Genomic DNA, 19910 nt, shown 5'->3' on the forward strand with positions numbered 1-19910 from the left:
GTCACGCACCCCCCGCTCCGTCGGCGGTCGTCCCGTTCTCCGCGTCGGTTCCGTCGCCCTCGCCGGCGCCGTTCCCGGCGATATCGCTCACGGTCTCGCCGAGATCATCGACCCCGCCGCCGAGGAACTCGTTCACGCTGTCGAGGATCCCGCCGACGAAGTCCGGCACTTGGTCCGGGAGGTCGCTCGGCGGGCCCGCGTCGCCCGAGGCGTTGTCCGGGCCGGGCGTCGCCGCGACGGCACCGGCGGCCGCGCCGGTCCCGATCAGTACCACCGTGGCGAGCGCCACGAGCAGCGTCGTTCGGAGTGCGTTCATTGCGACTCATCCTCGGAGCGCTACACGGTTTAATGCCCCAAGCCGTTCAGCCGAATTACGCCCGATTTAATTCGGTTTAATCGGCAGAAGACGGCCTAAACCGGGAGATCGACCTGAACAGCGAGTGGTATATAAAAGGATAACTCCGGCAGCCGAGATCGGCGACGCGCCCGCGGATCGTAACCGGGGGCGCGGCCGTGGACCGTAGTCGGCGGGCGCGGCGGGCAGGGTGGGCGTCGTTCGAACCGACTACGGCTCCAGCCGGTTGGGGTCGCGCGGGAACATGATCGCCTCCTTGATGTTGTCGAGGTCGGCGACCTTCTGGACGAGGCGGTCGATACCGAGCCCGTAGCCGCCGTGGGGGGGCGTGCCGTAGCTCAGCGCCTCGATGTAGAACTCGAAGTTCGCGGTCTCGACGCCCTCCGCCTCCATGACCTCCACCATGCGCTCGACGTCGTGTTCGCGCTGGCCGCCCGAGGAGAGCTCTTGGCCCTTGTAGATGAGGTCGAACTTCCGGGAGGCGATCTCGTCGTCCGGCACGTCCTGCATGTAGTAGAACTTCTCGTCGGGGTAGCCGACGACGAAGAACGCCGGATGCCCCTGCTCCTCGAAGTGCTCGCCGAGCAGCTTCTCGCCCTTCGTGTCGAGGTCCGTCGGGTCGTCGGGGAAGTGGCCGAACTCGGTTTCGAGGATGTCGAGCGCCTCGTCGAAGGTGATCCGCGGGAAGTCGTCCTCGGGGACCTCCAGGTCCACGTCGAGAAGGTCGAGTTCGCGCTCGGCGTTCTCGGCGACCTCGCGGAGCGCGTAGCGCAGCGACTCCTCTTGGACGTCCATCACGTCGTCGTGGTCGTCGATGTAGGCCAGCTCCACGTCGAACATCGCGATCTCGGAGACGTGGCGAGAGGTGGCGAAGTCCTCGGCGCGGAACGCGGTCCCCGTCTCGTAGACGGCCTCGTAGCCCGAGGCCATCAGCATCTGCTTGTACAGCTGGGGGCTCTGCGAGAGGAACGCGTCCTGGTTGTAGTAGAGGATCGGGAACAGCTCGGCGCCGCCCTCAGCGCCGCCCTTCGAGATCAGCGGCGTCTTGATGTCGACGTACCCCTCGGCTTCGAACCACTCCTCCATCGCGGTGATCAGCTCGGAGCGCAGAGTGAACACCGCCAGCGTCTCCGGCTTCCGGAGGTCGAGCGCGCGGTTGTCGAGCCGGGTCGAGAGGTCGACTTCGATGTCCTTCGAGATCTCCAGCGGGAGCGGGGACTCCGCCTCGTCGATGACCTCGTACTCGGTCGGCGCGATCTCGACGCCCCCGGGCGCCTGATCGCTCTCCAGCGGTTCGCCGACGACGCGGACAACGTCCTCGGCGCCGACGTCCTGAACGGCCTCGAACAGCTCCGGCTCGCGCTCCTCTTTGAAGACGATCTGGATGAGCCCCTCGCGGTCCCGCACGATGAGGAACACGAGGCCCCCCAGGTCGCGGATCTCGTGGACGTGGCCGGCGATGGCGACCTCGTCCGCGTCCGGTTCGACGTCCGACGTGTGAATTCGCTCGATCATGGCGGTGGCTGCTTACGCGCAACTGGTCGGGCGGCCGGCATAGGCCTGTCGTCTCGGGGGCGACTGAACGGGTCGCCCGCGGCCGCTCCGGCGGATTATCGGCGGCTTCCGGACCGAATTAGCCATGTCATGAGGTAGCATAACTAACATAATTTTAATACGAAACCGGTACTGGGGTTGGACGACGGCGCATTCAGCGCCTCGGAGACCGACCATGACCCGTTCCACCCTCCCGACGCTCGTGCGGTCCGTGAGCGTCGCGTCCCTCGGGTGGATCGGGGTCGGGTATTCGGCTCCGAACTCACGGTCCGTCCGCCCGACCGCGTGACGCGCGTCGGCTGGGGAGGTTTCCCCGCGGGACGGACCACACCCGTTCTCTCCAGCCGCCGCGTTCGTCGCGCGGGTCGAACCGGACGACCGTTGCTCTCGCGAGCGCTGCCGCCGGCGACCTCGCCGCCGGCGCGTTCGAGGCCGCGGACCGGTCGCGTTCCGGGTTGCGACCCCGGGCGGCCGACCGACCGCACCGCGTTCGACTCGCGGCGGGGGCGTATGGCGGCAGCCATCCACACGCCGTCGGTCGAGGCCACGGTGACCGTCCGCGTCTCGCAGGCGGCCACCGGCGACCTCGTCGCCGGCGCACGAGCACAGATCGAGCGAATCGACGGCCTCCGCGTCGAGGAGATCGAGATCGCCGGCCTCCGTCCCGGCCTCAACGACACCACGGTCGAGGCGGTCGCCACCCTCGCGGTCGGCGAGGAGGCGGGCCTCAACGAGGACGCCGAGGAGTTCGTCGTCGATCGCGTCCGCGAGCGCCTCGCCGACGGCTTCGGCGTCGACCCCGAGCGCGTCGAGCGGGTCGACCCCCCCGACTGACGGGGGTGCCGGGGCGTCACCTCCCGGCCTATTCTCGCGGGAGCTGCTCCCGCACCTCGGCTTCGACGCGGCGAAGCACCTCGCGGATCGGGAGGCCGGTCGCCTCCGCGACCGCGGCCGCGTCGTCGTACTCCCCGCTGACGTCGTACACCTCCCCGTCGGTCGTCGAGGCGACCTTCACGTCGACCTCGTGGTCCTCGCCGTCGACCCGGAGCGTCGCCGTCTCGAACGCGCGGTCGGCGATCCAGCGGTGGCTCGCGCCGGACTGGCGCACCCCGAGCGTCCCCGTCTCGCGGGCGAGGCGCTCGGCGACGGCCTCGGCGTCCGCCGGCTTACAGATCACCTTCACGAGGTGTCCCGGGCGCGACTTCTTCATCGCCGTCGGGACGATCGTCACGTCCCGCGCCCCGGCCCGCGAGAGCGTCTCCTGAAGCCCGCCGAGCACCTCCGGCGCGGCGTCGTCGAGGTTCGTCTCCAGGACGGCGATGTCGTCGTGTGCGAGCCGTCCGTCGACGGGCTGCCCGGCTCGGGCTCGGTCATCGTCGCGTTTCTCGCGGTCGCCGTCAGGTCCGGGTTCTCTCCCGTCGCCGACGAGCGCGCGGAGGACGTTCGGGTGGCGCTCGAAGTCGGCGTCGCCCGCGCCGTAGCCCGCGCGTTCGACCGCGAGGTCCGGGACCGCGTCGAAGCCGTCGGCGACCGCTCCCAGTATCGCCGCGCCGGTCGGCGTGAGCAGTTCGCGGTCGATCGGCCCGCCGGCGATCCGGAACCCGGCCCGGCTCGCGATCTCGGTCGTCGCCGGGGCCGGGACGGGGTACGTCCCGTGGCTCATCTCGACCGTCCCCCCGCCGGCTGCGACCGGCGTCGTGACGACTCGCTCGGGACCGAGGTCGGCGAGCAGCAGCGCGGCGCCGACCACGTCGGCGATCGCGTCGTCCGCGCCCACCTCGTGGAAGTGCGTCTCGTCGAGGTCGGTGCCGTGGACCGACGCCTCGGCGCGGCCGAGCAGCTCGAAGGCGTCGAGCGCGGTCGACTCGACGGCCGGCGGAAGGCCCATCGACTCGACCAGATCGACCACTTCGCGGTAGCTCCGGTGGACGCCGGCCCCCTCGGCCGGTTCGTCAGATCCGGAGGTGCTCGGATCGTTGTCGTGGTCGTGGCCGTGGTCGTGGCTGTGGTCGTGGCCGTGGTCGTGGTCTCCGTCGGTCTCGACCGTCCTGTCATCGACGAGGACATCGACCGTCGTCGCGCGGATCCCGTTCTTCTCGACCTCGCCGACGGCGTACCGGACCGGAAGCGCGTCGCTCACGGGGGCGAGCGCGTCGGGGTCCGCCCCGGCGGCGATCAGCGCGGCGCAGATCATGTCGCCGGCGGCCCCGGTCCGACCGTCGAAGACGAGCGTTCGCATGCTGGTTCCGACGCGACTGCCGGACAAATACCTCCGGATTCGATCGCGGGCGGGCGGCGAGCGTCGGGCGAGTTACACCCCCTGGCCGGCCGCGAACAGGTACAGTTCGCCGATCACCAGCAGCGCCACCACCGCGAGCGGGACGGCCAGAATCCCGGCGACGCCGAGCGCGTACAGCGCCGCCCCGACGAGCGCGCCGGCGACGAGGAAGGCGAGCCGAGCGAGGAGGGACCGCATTGGGCCGGAGAGGGAGTCGAACACGGCCGAAAGTCACCTCGAACGGGCAAAAAACGTCCGTTGCGGCCGCCGCAGATCCACGGCGAAAACGCACGCTTACGACGAGGTTTTAAGAACGGACGCCTAACCGTGCCATATGATAACACAACCTGCCGCGGCCGCCGACAGATCGGTGCGGAGCGGCGGCACGGGCAACAGGCTTATTCCCGGACCGGGTCCAGATACGACCATCCCCCGCGAGGAACTATGAACGAAGTCCAACTCGAAGTGGCGAAGGCGTACCCGAACGACTCGGGGCGCGGCATCGCCCGACTCGACCCCGATACCCTGTTACATCTGAAGCTCTCGCCCGGCGACATCATCGAGATCGAGGGCGCGGAGACCACCGCGGCGAAGGTCTGGCGCGCCGACCGCCAGGACTGGAACACCGACACCGTCAGGGTGGACGGGTTCACCCGCCAGAACGCGGACGTCGGCATCGGCGAGCGCGTCACCATCCGGAAGGCGGAGGCCGAGAAGGCCGACAAGCTCGTCTTGGCCCCGCCCGAGGAGGCGTCCGTCCAGTTCGGCTCCGACGCCGCCGGCATGGTGAAACGCCAGATCCTCAAGCGGCCGGTCGTCGAGCGCGACATCGTCCCCGTGATGTCGTCGACGAACCACCCGTTCATGCGGTCGCCCGGGCAGGCGATCCCGCTGATCGCAGTCGAGACGGAGCCCGATGGCGTCTGTCTCATCACGGAGGACACCGAGGTCGAGCTGCGCGAGGAGCCGATCTCCGGGTTCGAGAAGACCGGGGGCGGAATTACGTACGAGGACATCGGCGGGCTCCAGTCGGAGATCCAGCGCGTCCGCGAGATGGTCGAGCTGCCGATGAAACACCCGCAGATCTTCTCGAAACTCGGGATCGAGCCGCCGCAGGGCGTCCTGCTCCACGGCCCGCCCGGCACCGGGAAGACGCTGCTCGCGAAGGCGGTCGCCAACGAGACTTCGGCGTCGTTCTTCTCGATCGCCGGCCCCGAGATCATCTCGAAGTACTACGGCGAGTCCGAACAACAGCTCAGGGAGATATTCGAGGACGCGAAGGAGGAGTCGCCCTCGATCATCTTCATCGACGAGCTCGACTCGATCGCGCCGAAACGGGAGGACGTCACCGGCGAGGTCGAGCGCCGCGTCGTCGCGCAGCTGCTGACGATGATGGACGGGCTGGAGACCCGCGGGCAGGTGATCGTCATCGGCGCGACGAACCGTGTCGACAGCGTCGACCCCGCGCTCCGCCGCCCCGGGCGCTTCGACCGCGAGATCGAGATCGGCGTCCCGGACGAGGTCGGCCGCAAGGAGATCCTCCAGATCCACACCCGCGGGATGCCGCTCTCGGACGACGTGAGCCTCGACCACCTCGCCGACGAGACGCACGGCTTCGTCGGCGCCGACATCGAGAGCCTCACGAAGGAGGCCGCGATGAAAGCGCTCCGGCGCTACCTCCCCGAGATCGACTTAGACGAAGAGGAGGTGCCGCCGAGCCTCATCGACCGGATGATCGTCAAGCGCGACGACTTCTCGGGCGCGCTGAACGAGGTGGAGCCGTCGGCGATGCGAGAGGTGCTCGTCGAGCTCCCGAAGATATCTTGGGACAACGTCGGCGGACTCGAAGAGGCCAAACAGCAGGTCCAGGAGTCGGTCGAGTGGCCGCTCACCTCTCCCGAGAAGTTCGACCGGATGGGCGTCGACGCGCCGAAGGGCGTGCTGCTGTACGGCCCGCCCGGGACGGGGAAGACCCTGATGGCGAAGGCGGTCGCCAACGAGACGAACGCGAACTTCATCTCGGTGCGGGGGCCGCAGCTGCTCTCGAAGTGGGTCGGCGAGTCTGAGAAGGCGATCCGGCAGACCTTCCGGAAGGCCCGGCAGGTGAGCCCGACGATCATCTTCTTCGACGAGCTCGACAGCCTCGCGCCCTCGCGCGGCCAGGAGATGGGGAACAACGTCTCCGAGCGCGTCGTCAATCAGCTCCTGACGGAGCTCGACGGCCTCGAAGACATGGGCGACGTGATGGTGATCGGCGCCACGAACCGCCCGGACATGATCGACCCCGCGCTGCTCCGCTCCGGCCGGTTCGACCGGCTCGTGATGATCGGCCAGCCCGATCAGGAGGGCCGCGAGCAGATCCTCGACATCCACACCGAGAACACGCCGCTCGCGCCCGACGTGAGCCTGCGTGAGGTCGCCGAGATCACTGACGGCTACGTCGGCTCCGACCTGGAGGGGATCGCCCGCGAGGCCGCCATCGAGGCCCTGCGCGACGACGACGACGCCGAGGAGGTCGAGATGAAGCACTTCCGGCGCGCCATGGAGTCGGTGCGGCCGACGATAAACGACGACATCCTCGCGTACTACGAGGACGTCAGAGAGCAGTTCAAGGGCGGCGGCGGCGAGTCGCTGCGCGACACCGGCGGTCGGATCGGGTTCCAGTAACGCGGCCGGCGGTCGATCTCCTGCGGGGACGTTTTGAGTGTCGCGCGCGTAGCGATGCTCATGTCCGACGACGTGACCGTCGACGTGGAGGTCGAGGTGGAGGTCGACCGGGACGAACTGGAGATCGAGCGCGACGACGCCGAGTCGATCGAGGCGACCTACGAGGCGAACGGGATCGAGATCGAGGTCGAAGCGGAGGTGGAGACGGACGGCGGAGACGGCGAGTCCGCCGAAGAGGAGGACGAATCCGCCGAGAGCGGCGGAGAATCCGGCTACGAGGACTCCGAGTAGCGGGCGTCGAGTCGCCGCCGCTCCCCCCGGCGCACCGACCCGTTCCGCTTCTTTTAACCTCGCCAGCGACCAAAGAGAGCTATGTCCAAGCCCCGCGTCCCCGGCGGCGACGAGAACGCGCTGGAGCTACCCTGCGGGGAGACGATCGGCGTCGGCGAACTGGACCTCGGGATGCGCGAGTACGAGTGCGACTGCGGCGAGACCCACGCAGTCGTGATGGACGTCCATCCCCCGGAGCGGTTCCTCCCCGACTTCTTGGTCGAGGTGCTCCGGGAGGCGATCGAAACGACCAGCGAGGAGATGCCGGAGTTCGACACGCCGCACCTCCTCGGCGTCGTCTTGGAGGAGTTCCCCGAGGCGGTCGTCGCGCACGACGCCAGCGAGAACGCCGACGTGGGGTACGCGATGGTGTGGGTGACCGAGTTCGACTCCCGCCGGCTCCACGAGGTCGTCGTCGAACTGGTGGTCGAGCTGATGGAGCACGCCGTGAGCCACGCCGACGACGACGAGGCGCTGTCGGCGTTCGAACGAGAGATGGTCGAGTTCGACGTGAGCGAGTTCGTCGAGCAGTACCGCGCGGAGCGCGACCTCGAAGCCGAAGACCCCTACGCCTGAGCGTCGGACCCACCGCGGTGACGACCGCGAGAATCGCTCAGCCCCCGGAACGCGGCCGCTTCGATGCCTGCGTCTGACAGTCGTCCGACTCCTGTCTCACTGAACCCTATATGTTCGGAGACCCTACGTAAGACGTATGAGCGCCGGCGAATACGACCGGTACGACCGAATTCGCGGCGTGCTCGCCGAGGCCGACGAGCCGCTGACCGCCCGGGAGATCCTCGCGCTCGTCGAGGAGTGCGACGAGTGCGAGGCGATCGACAGCCCGCACAGGGTCGCCACCGTGTTAGGGCGACGGGCCGAGCGCGGCGAGGTCGAGGTCATCGCGGGCCAACCGTACCGGTACCGGCTGGAGACCTGAGGGGCGGCCGGAGGCCCGGAAGGCAACTGTCTGCGGCCGGGCGTGCGATCGTTCGGCTGAGCCCGCGAGCGTGCTACGGCGTCACGATGAGATCGAACCGATAGACGCCGTCACGGTACTCGACGACGACGTTCCGGAAGTCGACGCGCTCCTCGTAGCTGTCGATCGGTTCGAGGTCCTCGGCGATACCGAGCGCGCCGAGGGCCTCGCTGAGTTCGTCCGAGGGCGGCGCACCCTCCTCGTAGCGGCGGGGCTCCTCGGCGATCGCACCGTCAAAGACCCCTTGAGCGGCCTGCGAGAGCCCGGCGTCGGTGAGATTGCGCTCGACGATGGCGTCGCGCGCGTACGCGATAAAATCGGCCCGCGAGTCGCTGACCTCGCCGATCGCGTACGTCCACTCCGGGACTTCGACGGTCCGGCGCTCCGTCACGGCCCGGAAGTACTCGTCCTCGTACTCGACGAACTCGAACGGGGGCGAGGGGACGAGGGCGCTCGCATCGGCGTCGAACCCGTGATGGAACTCGACGGTCTGTAGCTCGTCGAACTCCGGGTCCCCGAGGAAGCCGTCGTTGCCCGCGTACACGGCGTCGAGCGCCGCGTCGAGCACGCGCTCGTCCTGGTCGGAGAGGTCGAAGGGCGGTTCCGCGACCGCCGCGCCGTCGGGCGGCGTCTCGTCGACCCGGTCGACCGCGAAGTGCCAGCGCTCGCGTTCGAGGACGCGCTCGTCGGTGATCCGGACCTCGTAGAAGGTCTCGTCCCGGCGGAGGAACGTCGGCCGCGGGCGCGTCTCGGTCCCCCACTCGTCTCGACCGACCAGCGGCCACTGTCTAACGGTCACCGTCCCGGTCTCGAACAGCGCGGAGAGGGACGCGGTCTTGGCTTCGGTCGTGAAGTCGACGCGGGTGGTGGCGTCGATGACCGTGGGATCGGGCCACAGGTAGGGGGGTCCGATCGACGAGAGGTCCAGTTCGTCCCCGATGAGGGCGTACGAGTCGAGGCTGCCGGGGCTCAGGCACCCGGCCGTCGCGGCGGTCGCGCCGGCGGTGCCGAGCAGTTGGAGGGCACGGCGGCGGGAACAGGGCATGTCGTCCGGGAGTTCCCGACATCTCGGTAAATTCCTTGCGATGGGCGGCTCAGGCCGTTACGCCGGCGGTGACGCGTCGTACGAGCCGGGCGTCGTGACTCGGTTCCTGACGGCGGTGTCGGCTATCGTGAGATGTCGTAACACTCACCGTGATACGGAATAGCTTGCGAAAATCGCAAATCTACTGCGAGATTCGTACTCTACCGCCGACCTTATTACGATGACCGTATTCCGTCCGCGTAATGAGCGAAGACCGGACGATTCTCCTTATCGGCAGCGGACCGATCCAGATCGGACAGGCGGCCGAGTTCGACTACTCCGGCGCACAGGCGTGCCGCGCCCTACAGGAGGAGGGCGCCCGCGTCGTCCTAGTGAACTCGAACCCCGCGACGATCATGACCGACCCCGAGACGGCCGACCGGGTGTACATCGAGCCGATCACGCCCGAGGCGATCGCGGAGGTCATCCGGATCGAGGAGCCGGACGGCGTCATCGCCGGGCTCGGCGGGCAGACGGGGCTCAACGTCACCGCCGAGCTCGCCGAGGAGGGCATTCTGGAAGAACACGACGTCGAGGTGATGGGGACGCCGCTCGACACCATCTACGCGACGGAGGACCGCGACCTGTTCCGCCGGCGGATGGAGGACCTCGGCCAGCCGGTCCCCAAGTCGACGACCATCTCCTTAGACGAGGGCGAGTCGGTCACCGACTTCGACGAGGCGGCGTTCCGGGGGCGCGTCCAGGAGGCTGTCGACGCGGTCGGCGGCCTCCCGGTCATCGCCCGGACCACCTACACCCTCGGCGGCTCCGGCTCCGGGGTCGTCGACGAGTTCGAGGAGCTCGTCGAGCGCGTCCGCAAGGGGCTCCGCCTCTCGCGCAACAGCGAGGTCCTCGTCACCGAGTCCATCTCGGGGTGGGTCGAGTTGGAGTACGAGGTGATGCGGGACGCCGACGACTCCTGTATCATCATCTGTAACATGGAGAACATCGACCCGATGGGGATCCACACCGGCGAGTCGACGGTGGTCACCCCCTCGCAGGTCATCCCCGACGACGGCCACCAGGAGATGCGCGACGCGGCGCTCGAAGTGATCCGCGACCTCGGCATTCAGGGCGGCTGTAACATCCAGTTCGCGTGGCACGACGACGGCACCCCGGGCGGCGAGTACCGCGTCGTCGAGGTGAACCCGCGCGTCTCGCGGTCCTCCGCGCTCGCGTCCAAGGCGACGGGCTACCCGATCGCCCGCGTCACTGCGAAGGTCGCGCTCGGAAAGCGGCTCCACGAGATCGACAACGAGATCACCGGCGAGACGACCGCCGCCTTCGAGCCCGCCATCGACTACGTGGTGACGAAGGTGCCGCGCTGGCCGATCGACAAGTTCGACGACGTGGACTTCGAGCTCGGCACGGCGATGAAGTCCACCGGCGAGGCGATGTCGATCGGGCGGACGTTCGAGGAGAGCATGGTGAAGGCGCTGCGCTCCTCCGAGTACGACCCCGCCGTCGACTTCGAGACGGTGAGCGACGACGAGCTAGAGTCGGAGTACCTCGAACGTCCGAGCCCGGACCGCCCGTACGCGATGTTCGAGGCGTTCGACCGCGGCTACGACGTCGACGACGTGATCGACCTCACCGGCATCCACCGCTGGTACGTCGAGCGCTTCGAGCGCATCGCCGCCGGGACCGCGGCGGCCGCCGAGGGCGACTTCACCGAGGCCGCGATGGTCGGCCGCACCGACGCGGAGATCGCGGCGACCGCCGCCGCCGCCGGCGTCGACGCCGACGTGGGGCAGGTCGAGAGCGCGGTGCCGGACCGGACTTACAAGCAGGTCGACACCTGCGCGGGCGAGTTCGAGGCTTCGACGCCGTACTACTACTCCGCGCGGCTGCCGGAGTTCCTCCGGGGCGCCGACACCGCGGGCGCGGCGAACGAGGTCCGCGTCGACCCCGACGTGGAGAGCGTCGTGGTCGTCGGCGGCGGCCCGATCCGCATCGGACAGGGCGTGGAGTTCGACTACTGCGCGGTCCACGCGGTGCGCGCGCTCCGCGAGCTCGGCATCGACGCGCACGTGATCAACAACAACCCCGAGACGGTGTCCACGGACTACGACACCTCCGACGGGCTGTTCTTCGAGCCCATCTCCGCCGAGGAGGTCGCCGACGTGATCGAGACGACCGGCGCCGACGGCGTGATGGTCCAGTTCGGCGGGCAGACCTCGGTGAACGTGGGCGAACCCCTTCAGGCGGAGATCGAGCGCCGCGGGCTCGACTGCGAGATCCTGGGGACGAGCGTCGAGGCGATGGACTTAGCGGAGGACCGCGACCGGTTCAACGTCCTGATGGACGAACTGGGCGTCGCCCAGCCCGAGGGCGGCACCGCGACGAGCGAGGCGGAGGCGCTCGAACTGGCCCACGGGATCGGCTACCCGGTCCTCGTTCGCCCCTCCTACGTGCTGGGCGGGCGCGCGATGCGCGTCGTCGAGGACGACGCGGAGTTAGAGGAGTACATCGAGGAGGCGGTCCGCGTCTCCCCCGACAAGCCGATCCTCGTCGACCAGTTCCTCGACGACGCGGTCGAGCTGGACGTCGACGCGGTCGCGGACGGCGAGGACGTGCTCCTCGGCGGCGTGATGGAACACGTCGAGAGCGCCGGCGTCCACTCGGGCGACTCCGCGTGCATGATCCCGCCGCGCTCGCTCGGCGACGAGACGCTGGGCCGGGTCCGCGAGGTCACCGAGGATATCGCCCGCGCGCTCGACACGGTCGGACTGCTCAACGTCCAACTCGCGGTGACGGGGGTCGACGACCCCGACGCCGAGAGCGAGGTGTACGTGCTGGAGGCGAACCCGCGCTCCTCGCGGACCGTCCCGTTCGTCTCGAAGGCGACGGGCGTCCCCATCGCCAAGCTCGCGGCGAAGGTGATGACCGACGACCTGACGCTCGCCGACCTCGACGCCGCCGAGCAGATCCCCGAACACCGCAGCGTGAAGGAGGTCGTCCTCCCGTTCGACCGGCTGCCGGGGTCGGACCCGCGGCTCGGCCCCGAGATGAAGTCCACCGGCGAGGTGATGGGCACGGCCACCTCCTTCGGCAAGGCGTACGACAAGGCGCAGGACTCGACCGGGAAGCCGATCCCCGAGTCCGGCACAGCCGTCGTCGACCTCTCGGCCGAGGAGTTCCCGGACCCGGGCACCGAGGCGGGCGAGGCGCTCGTCGACGGGTACGCGGCGCACTTCGAGCTGAGCGAGGCGACGGACCTGATCGAGGCGGCCAAGCGCGGCGAGCTCGACCTCATCGTCTCGCGGCAGCGTGACCTGCTGGAGGTCGCCGTCGAGGAGGAGATCACCTACTTCTCGACGCACGCCTCCGCGAAGGCGGCGCTCGAAGCCCTCGACCGCGCGGGCGACGACCTCGACGTGATGGCGGTCTCCGACCGGCCGAAGCGCGTCGAGCAGTGGGGCCGCGAGTAGTTGGAACGAGCCCGAGTGCGGCCGCTCCCGCTGGCTGTTTATAACGCTTCCAGCGTCGCGCGGTCCACCTCGGTGGCGGGCATCGCCTCGCCGCCGTACTCCGCGACGAAGTCCTCCACGTCGTCCTCGTCGGTGAACGGGACCAAGTCCGGCCCCATCGCGCCGATCACCTCGCTGCGCGCGACGACCGTGAGGGTCGTCTCGCGGGCGAACGCCTCGCTTTCGACGTGCGAGGAAAACATCGTGTCGCCGCCCTCCTCGAACACCTCCTGGTCGACCGCCGAGTAGTCGGTGAGGAAGGTCGCGACCGGCGTCCGTCCCGCGTCCGCCGCGTCGAACCGGTAGGTGTACGTACAGGTGCCGCTACAGAACTGCGCCGGGCGCCCCCCCTCCGGCTCGTCGTCCTCGAAGTGGACCTGCCCGACCGTTCCGGGGTGGTCCGCGACGATCATCCCGCACTGGTCGCAGGCTTGGTCGTCGTCGATCGAGACGGGGGACACGGACTCCGACCCTCCGCCGGCACAGCCGGCGACCGCGGCGGCGCCGCCGGCGGCGAGTCCGGCGAGCAGGCGTCGCCGCGGGATGTTCTCGCGTCGGTCGGGTGCGCTCGTCGGCTGGTTGTTGCTCGTCATAGTTGTATTTGGAATACCGGGCTATTAGCCCCTCTGGACGCGTTCAACGGTTCGTTCGAGGAACGAACCAGACGTTCTAAGTCGCTGCCGATCGAAGCGGACGCGTGGCAGTTTTCGACCCCGCTACCGCCCGGTCGCGTCGCCTCCGGCTCGCGCTCCTCGGGCTCGTCGCGCTCGCCGCGGTCGCGACCGCGGGCGCGTTCGCCGCGGACCCGAGCGAGTCGGTACCCGAGCCGGTGCGGTTCGACGACGCGGTCGAGCTGGGGCTCTCCTCGGAGACGGACGCGCTGATGGCCGGCGACGCGACGCTCCCGCGCGTCCAGGTGTTCTACTCGCAGCTCCAGTACGTCGTCGGGTACAACGGGATCGCCTCGTTTGTCGACTCGCGCCGCGATGGGCGGACGGAGCGCCAGTTCGGCTATCCGCTCGTCGCGTACGTCGAGACGTTCGACCATCGGGACCCGGGCACGACCGAGTCGGGGCTGTTCGCCGCGGGCGGCGCGGGCGGCTGGACGCCCGTCGGAGAAGCGCGGTACGTGGTCGACAGCGACGCGCGGACGCCGGCCGGGCCGGTCGTCGTCCCATTCGCGAGCCGCGACGCCGCGGCGGCGTTCGCCGACGAACACGGCGGCTCCGTCGTCGGCTGGGCGGCGGTCCGAAGTCGGTCGTTCGACATCGACTCCGCGGCGACCGTGCGGGCGCTCGCCCCGGACCGCTGGCGGACGGCGAACGACCGGATCGCCGCGGCGGAGCGGCGCGCGGACCGCCCGGCCTCCGTCGTCGTCGGCGAGGACGCCCCCACGATCGGCGCCGCGGTCGCGGCCGCGCCGCCGAACACGACGGTCCGCGTCCCGCCCGGGACCTACGAGGAGACCGTGACGGTGAACCGGTCCGTGACGATCGCCGGCGCGGGCAGCGGCACCGGCCCCGGAGCGACCCGCGTCGTCGGCGACGGGAACGGGTCCGTGATCACCGTTCACGCGCGCGACGTGGCGGTCACGGGGCTGCAGATCGCGGGCACGGGGAACCGCACCCGCGACCCGGAGGCGGCCCGCGCGTCCCGCGAGAGCGAGGGCGGGACGTGGGACACGAACATCCAGCTCGGCTACGGCTACGGCGACGCCGGGATCAAGGCGGTCGGCGCGCCCGGGCTCGTCGTCGACGACGTCGCCGTCGACACGGAGGCGAGCGGGATCCTGTTGCGCGACGGGTCGCACGCGACCGCGAGCGGACTCCTCGTCGAGGGGACCGACGAGTGGCAGGACGGGTTCATGGGCGTCGCCGGGATGAAGTCGCGCGTCACCGTCACCAACAGCCGGTTCGAGGGCGGACGCGACGGGATCTACCTCCACCGCGCCGACGGCTCGATCGTGCGGAACTCGACGTTCGTCGACAACCGGTACGGGACGCACCTCATGTACACCGGCGACGCGCTGGTCGCGGACAACGCCTTCCGGAACGAGCTGTTCGCCGGAGTCACCGTGATGACGCGGCCGGCCGGCAACGCGATCGTCGGCAACGACGTCCGCAACTCCAGCGCGGGGATCCAGGCGTCCGGCACGCGGACGTACGTCGGGTACAACACGCTGGTCGGGAACGAGCTCGGCTTCTCGACGAGCGCCCGGGGGTCGCTGTACGAACACAACGTCGTCGTCGACAACGAGCTCGGCGCGCGGGCGACGACCGTGGTCCCCTCCAGCCGGGTCGTCGCGAACGACTTCGTCGGCAACGGCGACCACGCCACGGCCGGGGCCGGGGCGCTCCGCGTGTGGGCCGACGGCGACCGCGGGAACTACTGGGACGGCGCGAGCGTCGGCCCGCACGCTCCCGGGAGCCGGGCGTATCGTCCGACTTCGCCCGTGGACGCCGCGCTCCACCGCCACGTGAGCGCGGCCGCGGTGCGCGAGTCGCCCGCGGCGCGGCTGCTCGACGCCCTCCGGGGGACCGTCCCCGGCGCCCGCTCGGGGAGCATCATCGACCCCGCGCCGGCGGCCGCGCCGTACCACCCCGAGCGGGTCGACGCGGTCACCGGTGCGGGCGCCGACGCCGACGGACCGGTCCGAGCGGACTGGCGGGCCGCCGGCGAGCCCGCCGGAAACGCCACGGCGACCGCGGAGGGGTCGGCGTGAGCGAGCCGACGCTCGCGGCCGTCGACGGCGTCACCCGAACCTACGGCGGCGTCCCGGTCCTCGATGGCGTCTCGCTGTCGGTCGAGGCCGGCGTCACCGCCGTCGTCGGCCCCAACGGGTCCGGCAAGTCGACGCTCCTCGGGATCCTCTCGGGTGCCGTCGAGCCCACCGCGGGGAGCGTCCGGTACCCCGAGGGCGGCCCGCGCGCCGGGTCCGAGAAGCGCGTCGGGTACCTGCCGCAGCGGGTGCCGTTCCGCGACGGGTTCACCGCCCGGGAGACGCTCGGGTTCTACGCGGCGCTGGCGGGCGGCGACCCGGACGCGGCGCTGGCCGGCGTCGGGCTGTCCGACGCGGCCGGAAAGCGGGTGGGAGCCCTCTCGGGCGGGATGCGGCGACTGCTCGGGATCGCGCAGGCGACGCTCGGCGACCCGGACGTGGTCGTCCTCGACGAGCCGACGAGCGGGCTCGACCCGGAGATGCGGGAGCGGGCCTTCCGGGCGGCGGCCCGCGCGGGCGACGACGCCGCCGTCGTCGTCAGCTCGCACGACCTCGACCTCGTCGACGCGCACGCGGACGCCGTCGTCGTCCTCCGTCGCGGTCGGGTCGCCGCGGCGGGGGCGCGCGACCGGCTCCTCGACGACCACGGGGTCGACGGCGTCGCCGAGCTGTACCGCGCGGTCGCGGGCGGCGCCGAACCGCCGGCCTCGCCCGCCGAAAGCGAGTTAGCGGACGACGGAGAGGGGGGTCGGGACGACGGCGAGGTCCACGTCACGGGGGTGTCAGAGCGATGAACCGGCGACTTGGCGGGGTCTGGGTCGTCTTCCGCCGTGAACTGGCCACGGTGCGGCGGACGCCCGGGTACGCCGTCCTCGCGGTCGGCCTCCTCGTCGTCCTCGGCGGGCTCGTCGCGGTCGGCGGCGGCGGCGCGACCGGGTTCGTGCCCGCGGTCGTCGACCTCCTCTTACCGACCGAAGTGTTGGTGCCGCTGCTGGCGGTCGTGCTCGGCTACCGCGCGCTGTTCGCCGACGCGGCGAGCGGGGAGCTCGGCGTGATCCGGACGTACCCGGTGAGCGCGGCCGGGTACGTCGTCGGCGTGCTGCTCGCGCGGACGGCCGCGCTCGTCGTCCTCGTCGGCGGGCCGTTCGCGCTCGTCGGCGCGTACGTGTGGCTCACCGCCGCGCCGGACACGGGGATCTTCGCGACGCACTCGGGCGTCGACTCGCCGGTGCTGTTCCTCCGCTTCCTCGCGCTCGTCGTCCCGTTCGGCGCGGCGTACCTATCGCTGTCGGCTGCGGTGTCGACGATCGCGACGACCCGGCGGAGCGCGTTCGCGCTCGGCCTCCTCGCGCTGCTCGCCGGCGTCCTCGGCGGCGACCTCGGGGTGCTCCGGTCGCTGTCGGCCGGGGCGTCGCCGAGCGGGATCGCCGGCTCGCTCGCCCTCTCGCCGAACGGGGCGTTCAGGGGACTCGTCTTCGAGCACGTCATCGGCGTCTCCTTCGCGCCGGAGGGCGGGTTCGTCGACACCGGGCGGGCGGTGGCCTCGCTCGTCGGGTGGACCGTCGTCGGGGGCGTCGCGGCCGTCGCCGCCATCGCGCTCGGTCCCCGCGTCGACGTCGCGGTCGAGCACCTCCGCGCGCGGCTCGACCGATGAGCCGGTCGGTCGAATCGACTTGAAGCAAGCCGGCCGGTCGACTCACTTCGAGGCCGCGTCGTCACCGATCGCCCCGGGCGCGTGGGCGTACACCGCGTAGAGGACGAGCGCGGCGATCAGGAAGTCGAGGCTGTGCGCGAGGAGGTGGTGGACCGGCATCGGCACGACCCCGAGGACGGTCCCGACGCCCACCACCGAGCGGGCCAAGAGCGCGCCGACGGCGAGGGAGATCAGTCGGTACTGCGCTCGGCGGCGGCGGCGGTACGCGGCGAGGCTGACGGCGAAGAGGAGGCTCGTCCCGAGTCCGGCGGCGACCACGACCGCCAGGATCGGGAGCGATCCCTCCACGGACCAGCCGGCGAGCGCCGGCACCTCCCCCGGGATCGACTGCGTCACGGGTCGCCCTTGGGAGGGGACGGATAAGAAGACGTTCCCGTTCGCCGTTCCCAGACGGGGGGACCGCACGAGCGCCTTTTATCCCAGAGGCGGGTAGAACGGACAGTCAGGAATGTCGGACACCAGAGCCCGGATCCGACGCCACGTCCGCGACACGCCCGGCGTCCACTTCAACCGGATCGGTCGCGACCTCGAGATCGCGACCGGGCAGGCGCAGTACCACCTCCGCCGGCTCGTCCGCGACGGCGAGCTCGCGGTCGAGCGGATCGGCGGGCGGGCACACTACTTCGACCCGACGGTCGACCCGTGGGACCGACGGACCCTCGCGTTCCTCCGGCGGGAGACGGCCCGCGAGATCGTCGTCCGCCTCCACGCCGCGGGACCGACGCGGCCGTCGGCGCTCGCGGACGACCTCGACCTCGCGCGGAGCACGGTGTCGTGGCACGTCTCGACGCTCGCCGACCACGGGATCGTCGAGAAGTCCCCCGACCGGCCGATGACAGTCTCGCTCGCCCGGCCGGACCGCACGGCCGCGCTCCTCGACGAGGTGTCGCCGTCGCTCCCCGACCGCATCGTCGACCGCTTCGTCCGCACCGTCGACTCGCTCTTCGACGCCGACGGGTGACGCCGCCGACCGGGTGGCGGCTCCCCCCGGACCGACGCCGCGCGCGAACCGCTCCCGTTCGCCGATCGCACCAGATCGGTTAGCGGTCTCCGGCACCTCCGTCCGATATGGACCTCTCCAGCCTCGGCGCGCTCCGAGCGCTCGTCGCCACCGGCGGCGGCGCGACGTGCGAGCCGACCGGCTCCCTGTACGCGACCGACTCGCTCGGCCTCGGCGTCTTCCTCCTCATCGGGCTGCTCGGCGGAGCCCACTGCCTCGGCATGTGCGGTCCGCTCGTCGGCACCTACGCCGACCGGATGCGGTCCGCGGAGGCCGGCGGACGCGACGGGCGGGACGACCTCACCGTGCGGCAGGTCCGGCAGCACGCGCTGTTCAACCTCGGACGGACCGCGAGCTACGCGACGCTCGGCGGTCTCTTCGGCCTCGCCGGGAGCCTCGCGTTCGTCACGGGGCGGACGGTCACGACCCTCGCAGACGACGTCCACGCGCTCACCGGAATCGCGGTCGGCGGGGTGATCGTCGCCCTCGGCGCGCGCTACGCGCTCCGGCTGGAGTTCGAGTCGCTCCCGATACCGGGGTTCGACCGGGCGGCCGCGGCGGTGAGCGACCGGATCGTCGCCCGCGTCGACGCGTGGGTCGGCGACTGGCGCATCCTCGGGCTGGGGGCGGCACACGGATTCCTGCCGTGCCCGCTGCTGTACCCGGCGTTCCTGTACGCGTTCGTTCAGGGGAGCGCGCTCGGCGGCGCCGTCTCGCTGGGCGTCCTCGGCCTCGGGACGGTTCCGGCGCTCCTGTTGTTCGGGACGGCCTTCCAGTCGATGCGCCTCGAGACCCGGCTCCGGTTCCACCGCGTCCTCGGCGTCGCGTTCGTCGCGCTCGGCTACCTCCCGCTCCAGCACGGGCTCGCGACGCTCGGCGTCCCGCTGCCGCATCCGCCGATCCCGTACTACACGCCGTTTTGAGGGATCGACAGCGCCCCGGGCGCCCGCGCACCCAATATCCCAATTCCCACCCGCCGCGGCCGCCCGTTCGTCGATCGCACCAGACGCGTTATGCGCCGCTCGGCCCTTCACACGGGTATGAATCGCCGCACGCTGCTCGCCGGGGCCGGAACGGTCGCGTCCGGCTCCCTCGCGGGCTGTACGTCGCGTCTGTTCGGCGGGACGCCGGACGGCGTCGTGCTCGACCCGCAGGAAGACCAGATCGCGGACAGCGAGGACCTCGCGTACCCCGCGTACGGCCAGCCGCTGCCGTCGTTCGAGCTGTCGGCCCCGCTCGCGGAGAAGACGTTCGACAGCGACGCGCTCGACCGGACCGCGCTCGTGACGGGCGTGTTCACCTTCTGCCCCGCGGAGTGTTCGATCCTGCTCCGACAGTGGGCTCGGATTCAGGGCCGCGTCGCGGACGCGGGGCTGACGGAGGACGTGTACTTCCTCCCGATCACGTTCGATCCCGAACGCGACGACGCGGCCGCGCTCCGCGAGAACGCCGCGTCGGTCGGCGCCGACCTCGACGCGGGCAACTGGCTGTACCTCCGGCCCGAGACGCCGGCCCGCGCGAAGACGGTGGTCGAGGACCGACTGGGGATCGCCTTCGAGCGGACGACCGAGAGCGAGCGCCTCCCCGGGTACGACTTCACGCACATGGTGGTGACGTTCCTCGTCAACCCCGACGGGATCGTCGAGCGCGCCTACCGCGGCGAGCGGGTCGACCGGGACCGCGTCGTCGCGGACATCGAGCGGGTTGCGTCGGCGTTCGCCGACGAGTGACGCGGCGACCGGGGCTGACGGATCGGCGCTGCG

18 protein-coding genes and 2 pseudogenes are annotated in these 19910 nt (G+C 70.8%); 13 read left to right on the plus strand and 7 right to left on the minus strand.

The features are described from left to right. Position 1 precedes the first annotated feature (1 nt). Together EO776_RS09075 and aspS are read right to left on the minus strand one after the other, a co-directional pair. On the minus strand, positions 2-316 hold the full coding sequence (locus EO776_RS09075; protein WP_129452394.1) for a hypothetical protein: 315 nt from the start codon (positions 314-316) through the stop codon (positions 2-4). Between the two features lie 249 nt (positions 317-565). Then, a complete protein-coding gene (gene aspS / locus EO776_RS09080) occupies positions 566-1870 on the minus strand; it encodes an aspartate--tRNA(Asn) ligase (protein WP_089308792.1) in 1305 nt (434 codons plus the stop codon). A gap of 549 nt (positions 1871-2419) precedes the next feature. Between aspS and EO776_RS09085 the strand changes: the two genes are divergently transcribed. Then, positions 2420-2743 (plus strand): hypothetical protein, encoded by a 324-nt coding sequence (locus EO776_RS09085; protein ID WP_086216685.1) that lies wholly within the window; start codon positions 2420-2422, stop codon positions 2741-2743. Between the two features lie 28 nt (positions 2744-2771). Here EO776_RS09085 and larC read toward each other — a convergent pair whose 3' ends face one another. Continuing rightward, on the minus strand, positions 2772-4148 hold the full coding sequence (gene larC / locus EO776_RS09090; protein ID WP_094520493.1) for a nickel pincer cofactor biosynthesis protein LarC: 1377 nt from the start codon (positions 4146-4148) through the stop codon (positions 2772-2774). A 72-nt stretch (positions 4149-4220) separates the two neighbouring features. Then, complete coding sequence (locus tag EO776_RS09095; RefSeq protein WP_049932599.1) at positions 4221-4409, minus strand: hypothetical protein; 189 nt, start codon at positions 4407-4409, stop codon at positions 4221-4223. A gap of 222 nt (positions 4410-4631) precedes the next feature. Here EO776_RS09095 and EO776_RS09100 point away from each other — a divergent pair, with 222 nt between their 5' ends. From EO776_RS09100 to EO776_RS09115, 4 genes are all read left to right on the plus strand, one after another. Further along, positions 4632-6854, plus strand: coding sequence for a CDC48 family AAA ATPase (locus EO776_RS09100; RefSeq protein ID WP_049932597.1), 2223 nt, complete (start codon positions 4632-4634; stop codon positions 6852-6854). Between the two features lie 60 nt (positions 6855-6914). Further along, positions 6915-7145, plus strand: coding sequence for a hypothetical protein (locus EO776_RS09105; protein WP_049932596.1), 231 nt, complete (start codon positions 6915-6917; stop codon positions 7143-7145). Positions 7146-7226: 81 nt separating this feature from the next. After that, positions 7227-7760 carry a DUF5815 family protein gene (locus tag EO776_RS09110; RefSeq protein ID WP_094520492.1) on the plus strand — a complete coding sequence of 178 codons (534 nt, stop codon included), beginning with the start codon at positions 7227-7229 and terminating at the stop codon, positions 7758-7760. Positions 7761-7896: 136 nt separating this feature from the next. Next, the gene (locus EO776_RS09115; protein WP_049932592.1) at positions 7897-8121 is read left to right on the plus strand and encodes a hypothetical protein; all 225 of its coding nucleotides are present in this window, start codon (positions 7897-7899) and stop codon (positions 8119-8121) included. A gap of 73 nt (positions 8122-8194) precedes the next feature. On the opposite strand, the gene EO776_RS09120 is transcribed toward EO776_RS09115, so the two are convergent. Beyond that, a complete protein-coding gene (locus EO776_RS09120) occupies positions 8195-9205 on the minus strand; it encodes a hypothetical protein (RefSeq protein WP_094520491.1) in 1011 nt (336 codons plus the stop codon). Positions 9206-9447: 242 nt separating this feature from the next. On the opposite strand from EO776_RS09120, the gene carB reads away from it, so the two are divergent. Beyond that, positions 9448-12675 carry a carbamoyl-phosphate synthase large subunit gene (gene carB / locus EO776_RS09125; protein WP_094520490.1) on the plus strand — a complete coding sequence of 1076 codons (3228 nt, stop codon included), beginning with the start codon at positions 9448-9450 and terminating at the stop codon, positions 12673-12675. 38 nt (positions 12676-12713) lie between these two features. On the opposite strand, the gene EO776_RS09130 is transcribed toward carB, so the two are convergent. Beyond that, positions 12714-13307, minus strand: coding sequence for a nitrous oxide reductase accessory protein NosL (locus EO776_RS09130; protein WP_094520489.1), 594 nt, complete (start codon positions 13305-13307; stop codon positions 12714-12716). A 290-nt stretch (positions 13308-13597) separates the two neighbouring features. On the opposite strand from EO776_RS09130, the pseudogene EO776_RS19890 reads away from it, so the two are divergent. From EO776_RS19890 to EO776_RS09145, 4 genes and pseudogenes are all read left to right on the plus strand, one after another. Further along, positions 13598-13909: pseudogene (locus EO776_RS19890) on the plus strand (copper-binding protein); the annotation flags it as partial. Positions 13910-14527: 618 nt separating this feature from the next. Beyond that, a pseudogene (locus tag EO776_RS19895) lies at positions 14528-15436 on the plus strand (right-handed parallel beta-helix repeat-containing protein); the annotation flags it as partial. After that, the gene (locus EO776_RS09140) at positions 15433-16227 is read left to right on the plus strand and encodes an ABC transporter ATP-binding protein (RefSeq protein ID WP_094520488.1); all 795 of its coding nucleotides are present in this window, start codon (positions 15433-15435) and stop codon (positions 16225-16227) included. The pseudogene EO776_RS19895 and the gene EO776_RS09140, both read left to right, overlap by 4 nt. Further along, positions 16224-17087: an ABC transporter permease subunit gene (locus tag EO776_RS09145; RefSeq protein WP_094495328.1), complete on the plus strand. Its 864-nt coding sequence runs from the start codon at positions 16224-16226 to the stop codon at positions 17085-17087. Before EO776_RS09140 ends, EO776_RS09145 begins: the two co-directional genes overlap by 4 nt. Positions 17088-17129: 42 nt before the next feature. Here EO776_RS09145 and EO776_RS09150 read toward each other — a convergent pair whose 3' ends face one another. Then, on the minus strand, positions 17130-17483 hold the full coding sequence (locus EO776_RS09150; RefSeq protein WP_086216664.1) for a DUF7471 family protein: 354 nt from the start codon (positions 17481-17483) through the stop codon (positions 17130-17132). A 112-nt stretch (positions 17484-17595) separates the two neighbouring features. Between EO776_RS09150 and EO776_RS09155 the strand changes: the two genes are divergently transcribed. From EO776_RS09155 to EO776_RS09165, 3 genes are all read left to right on the plus strand, one after another. Next, entirely contained in the window at positions 17596-18108 is a 513-nt protein-coding gene (locus EO776_RS09155) for a winged helix-turn-helix transcriptional regulator (RefSeq protein ID WP_094520487.1), read from the plus strand. Positions 18109-18215: 107 nt separating this feature from the next. Next, positions 18216-19070 (plus strand): sulfite exporter TauE/SafE family protein, encoded by an 855-nt coding sequence (locus tag EO776_RS09160; protein WP_089308781.1) that lies wholly within the window; start codon positions 18216-18218, stop codon positions 19068-19070. Between the two features lie 117 nt (positions 19071-19187). Then, positions 19188-19877, plus strand: coding sequence for an SCO family protein (locus EO776_RS09165; RefSeq protein WP_049932567.1), 690 nt, complete (start codon positions 19188-19190; stop codon positions 19875-19877). The last annotated feature ends 33 nt before the right edge of the window (positions 19878-19910 follow it).

Source organism: Halorubrum ezzemoulense, from assembly GCF_004126515.1.
Classification (GTDB): Archaea; Halobacteriota; Halobacteria; order Halobacteriales; family Haloferacaceae; genus Halorubrum; species Halorubrum ezzemoulense.

What these genes read in the sequence shown, in the direction of transcription:
- EO776_RS09110 (WP_094520492.1), top strand. Translation starts at nt 7,227, where the DNA reads ATGTCCAAGCCCCGCGTCCCCGGCGGCGACGAGAACGCGCTGGAGCTA.
- EO776_RS09165 (WP_049932567.1), top strand. Translation starts at nt 19,188, where the DNA reads ATGAATCGCCGCACGCTGCTCGCCGGGGCCGGAACGGTCGCGTCCGGC.
- EO776_RS09120 (WP_094520491.1), bottom strand. Translation starts at nt 9,205, where the DNA reads ATGCCCTGTTCCCGCCGCCGTGCCCTCCAACTGCTCGGCACCGCCGGC.
- EO776_RS09075 (WP_129452394.1), bottom strand. Translation starts at nt 316, where the DNA reads ATGAACGCACTCCGAACGACGCTGCTCGTGGCGCTCGCCACGGTGGTA.
- EO776_RS09130 (WP_094520489.1), bottom strand. Translation starts at nt 13,307, where the DNA reads ATGACGAGCAACAACCAGCCGACGAGCGCACCCGACCGACGCGAGAAC.
- aspS (WP_089308792.1), bottom strand. Translation starts at nt 1,870, where the DNA reads ATGATCGAGCGAATTCACACGTCGGACGTCGAACCGGACGCGGACGAG.
- EO776_RS09155 (WP_094520487.1), top strand. Translation starts at nt 17,596, where the DNA reads ATGTCGGACACCAGAGCCCGGATCCGACGCCACGTCCGCGACACGCCC.
- larC (WP_094520493.1), bottom strand. Translation starts at nt 4,148, where the DNA reads ATGCGAACGCTCGTCTTCGACGGTCGGACCGGGGCCGCCGGCGACATG.
- carB (WP_094520490.1), top strand. Translation starts at nt 9,448, where the DNA reads ATGAGCGAAGACCGGACGATTCTCCTTATCGGCAGCGGACCGATCCAG.
- EO776_RS09105 (WP_049932596.1), top strand. Translation starts at nt 6,915, where the DNA reads ATGTCCGACGACGTGACCGTCGACGTGGAGGTCGAGGTGGAGGTCGAC.
- EO776_RS09115 (WP_049932592.1), top strand. Translation starts at nt 7,897, where the DNA reads ATGAGCGCCGGCGAATACGACCGGTACGACCGAATTCGCGGCGTGCTC.
- EO776_RS09085 (WP_086216685.1), top strand. Translation starts at nt 2,420, where the DNA reads ATGGCGGCAGCCATCCACACGCCGTCGGTCGAGGCCACGGTGACCGTC.
- EO776_RS09145 (WP_094495328.1), top strand. Translation starts at nt 16,224, where the DNA reads ATGAACCGGCGACTTGGCGGGGTCTGGGTCGTCTTCCGCCGTGAACTG.
- EO776_RS09160 (WP_089308781.1), top strand. Translation starts at nt 18,216, where the DNA reads ATGGACCTCTCCAGCCTCGGCGCGCTCCGAGCGCTCGTCGCCACCGGC.
- EO776_RS09100 (WP_049932597.1), top strand. Translation starts at nt 4,632, where the DNA reads ATGAACGAAGTCCAACTCGAAGTGGCGAAGGCGTACCCGAACGACTCG.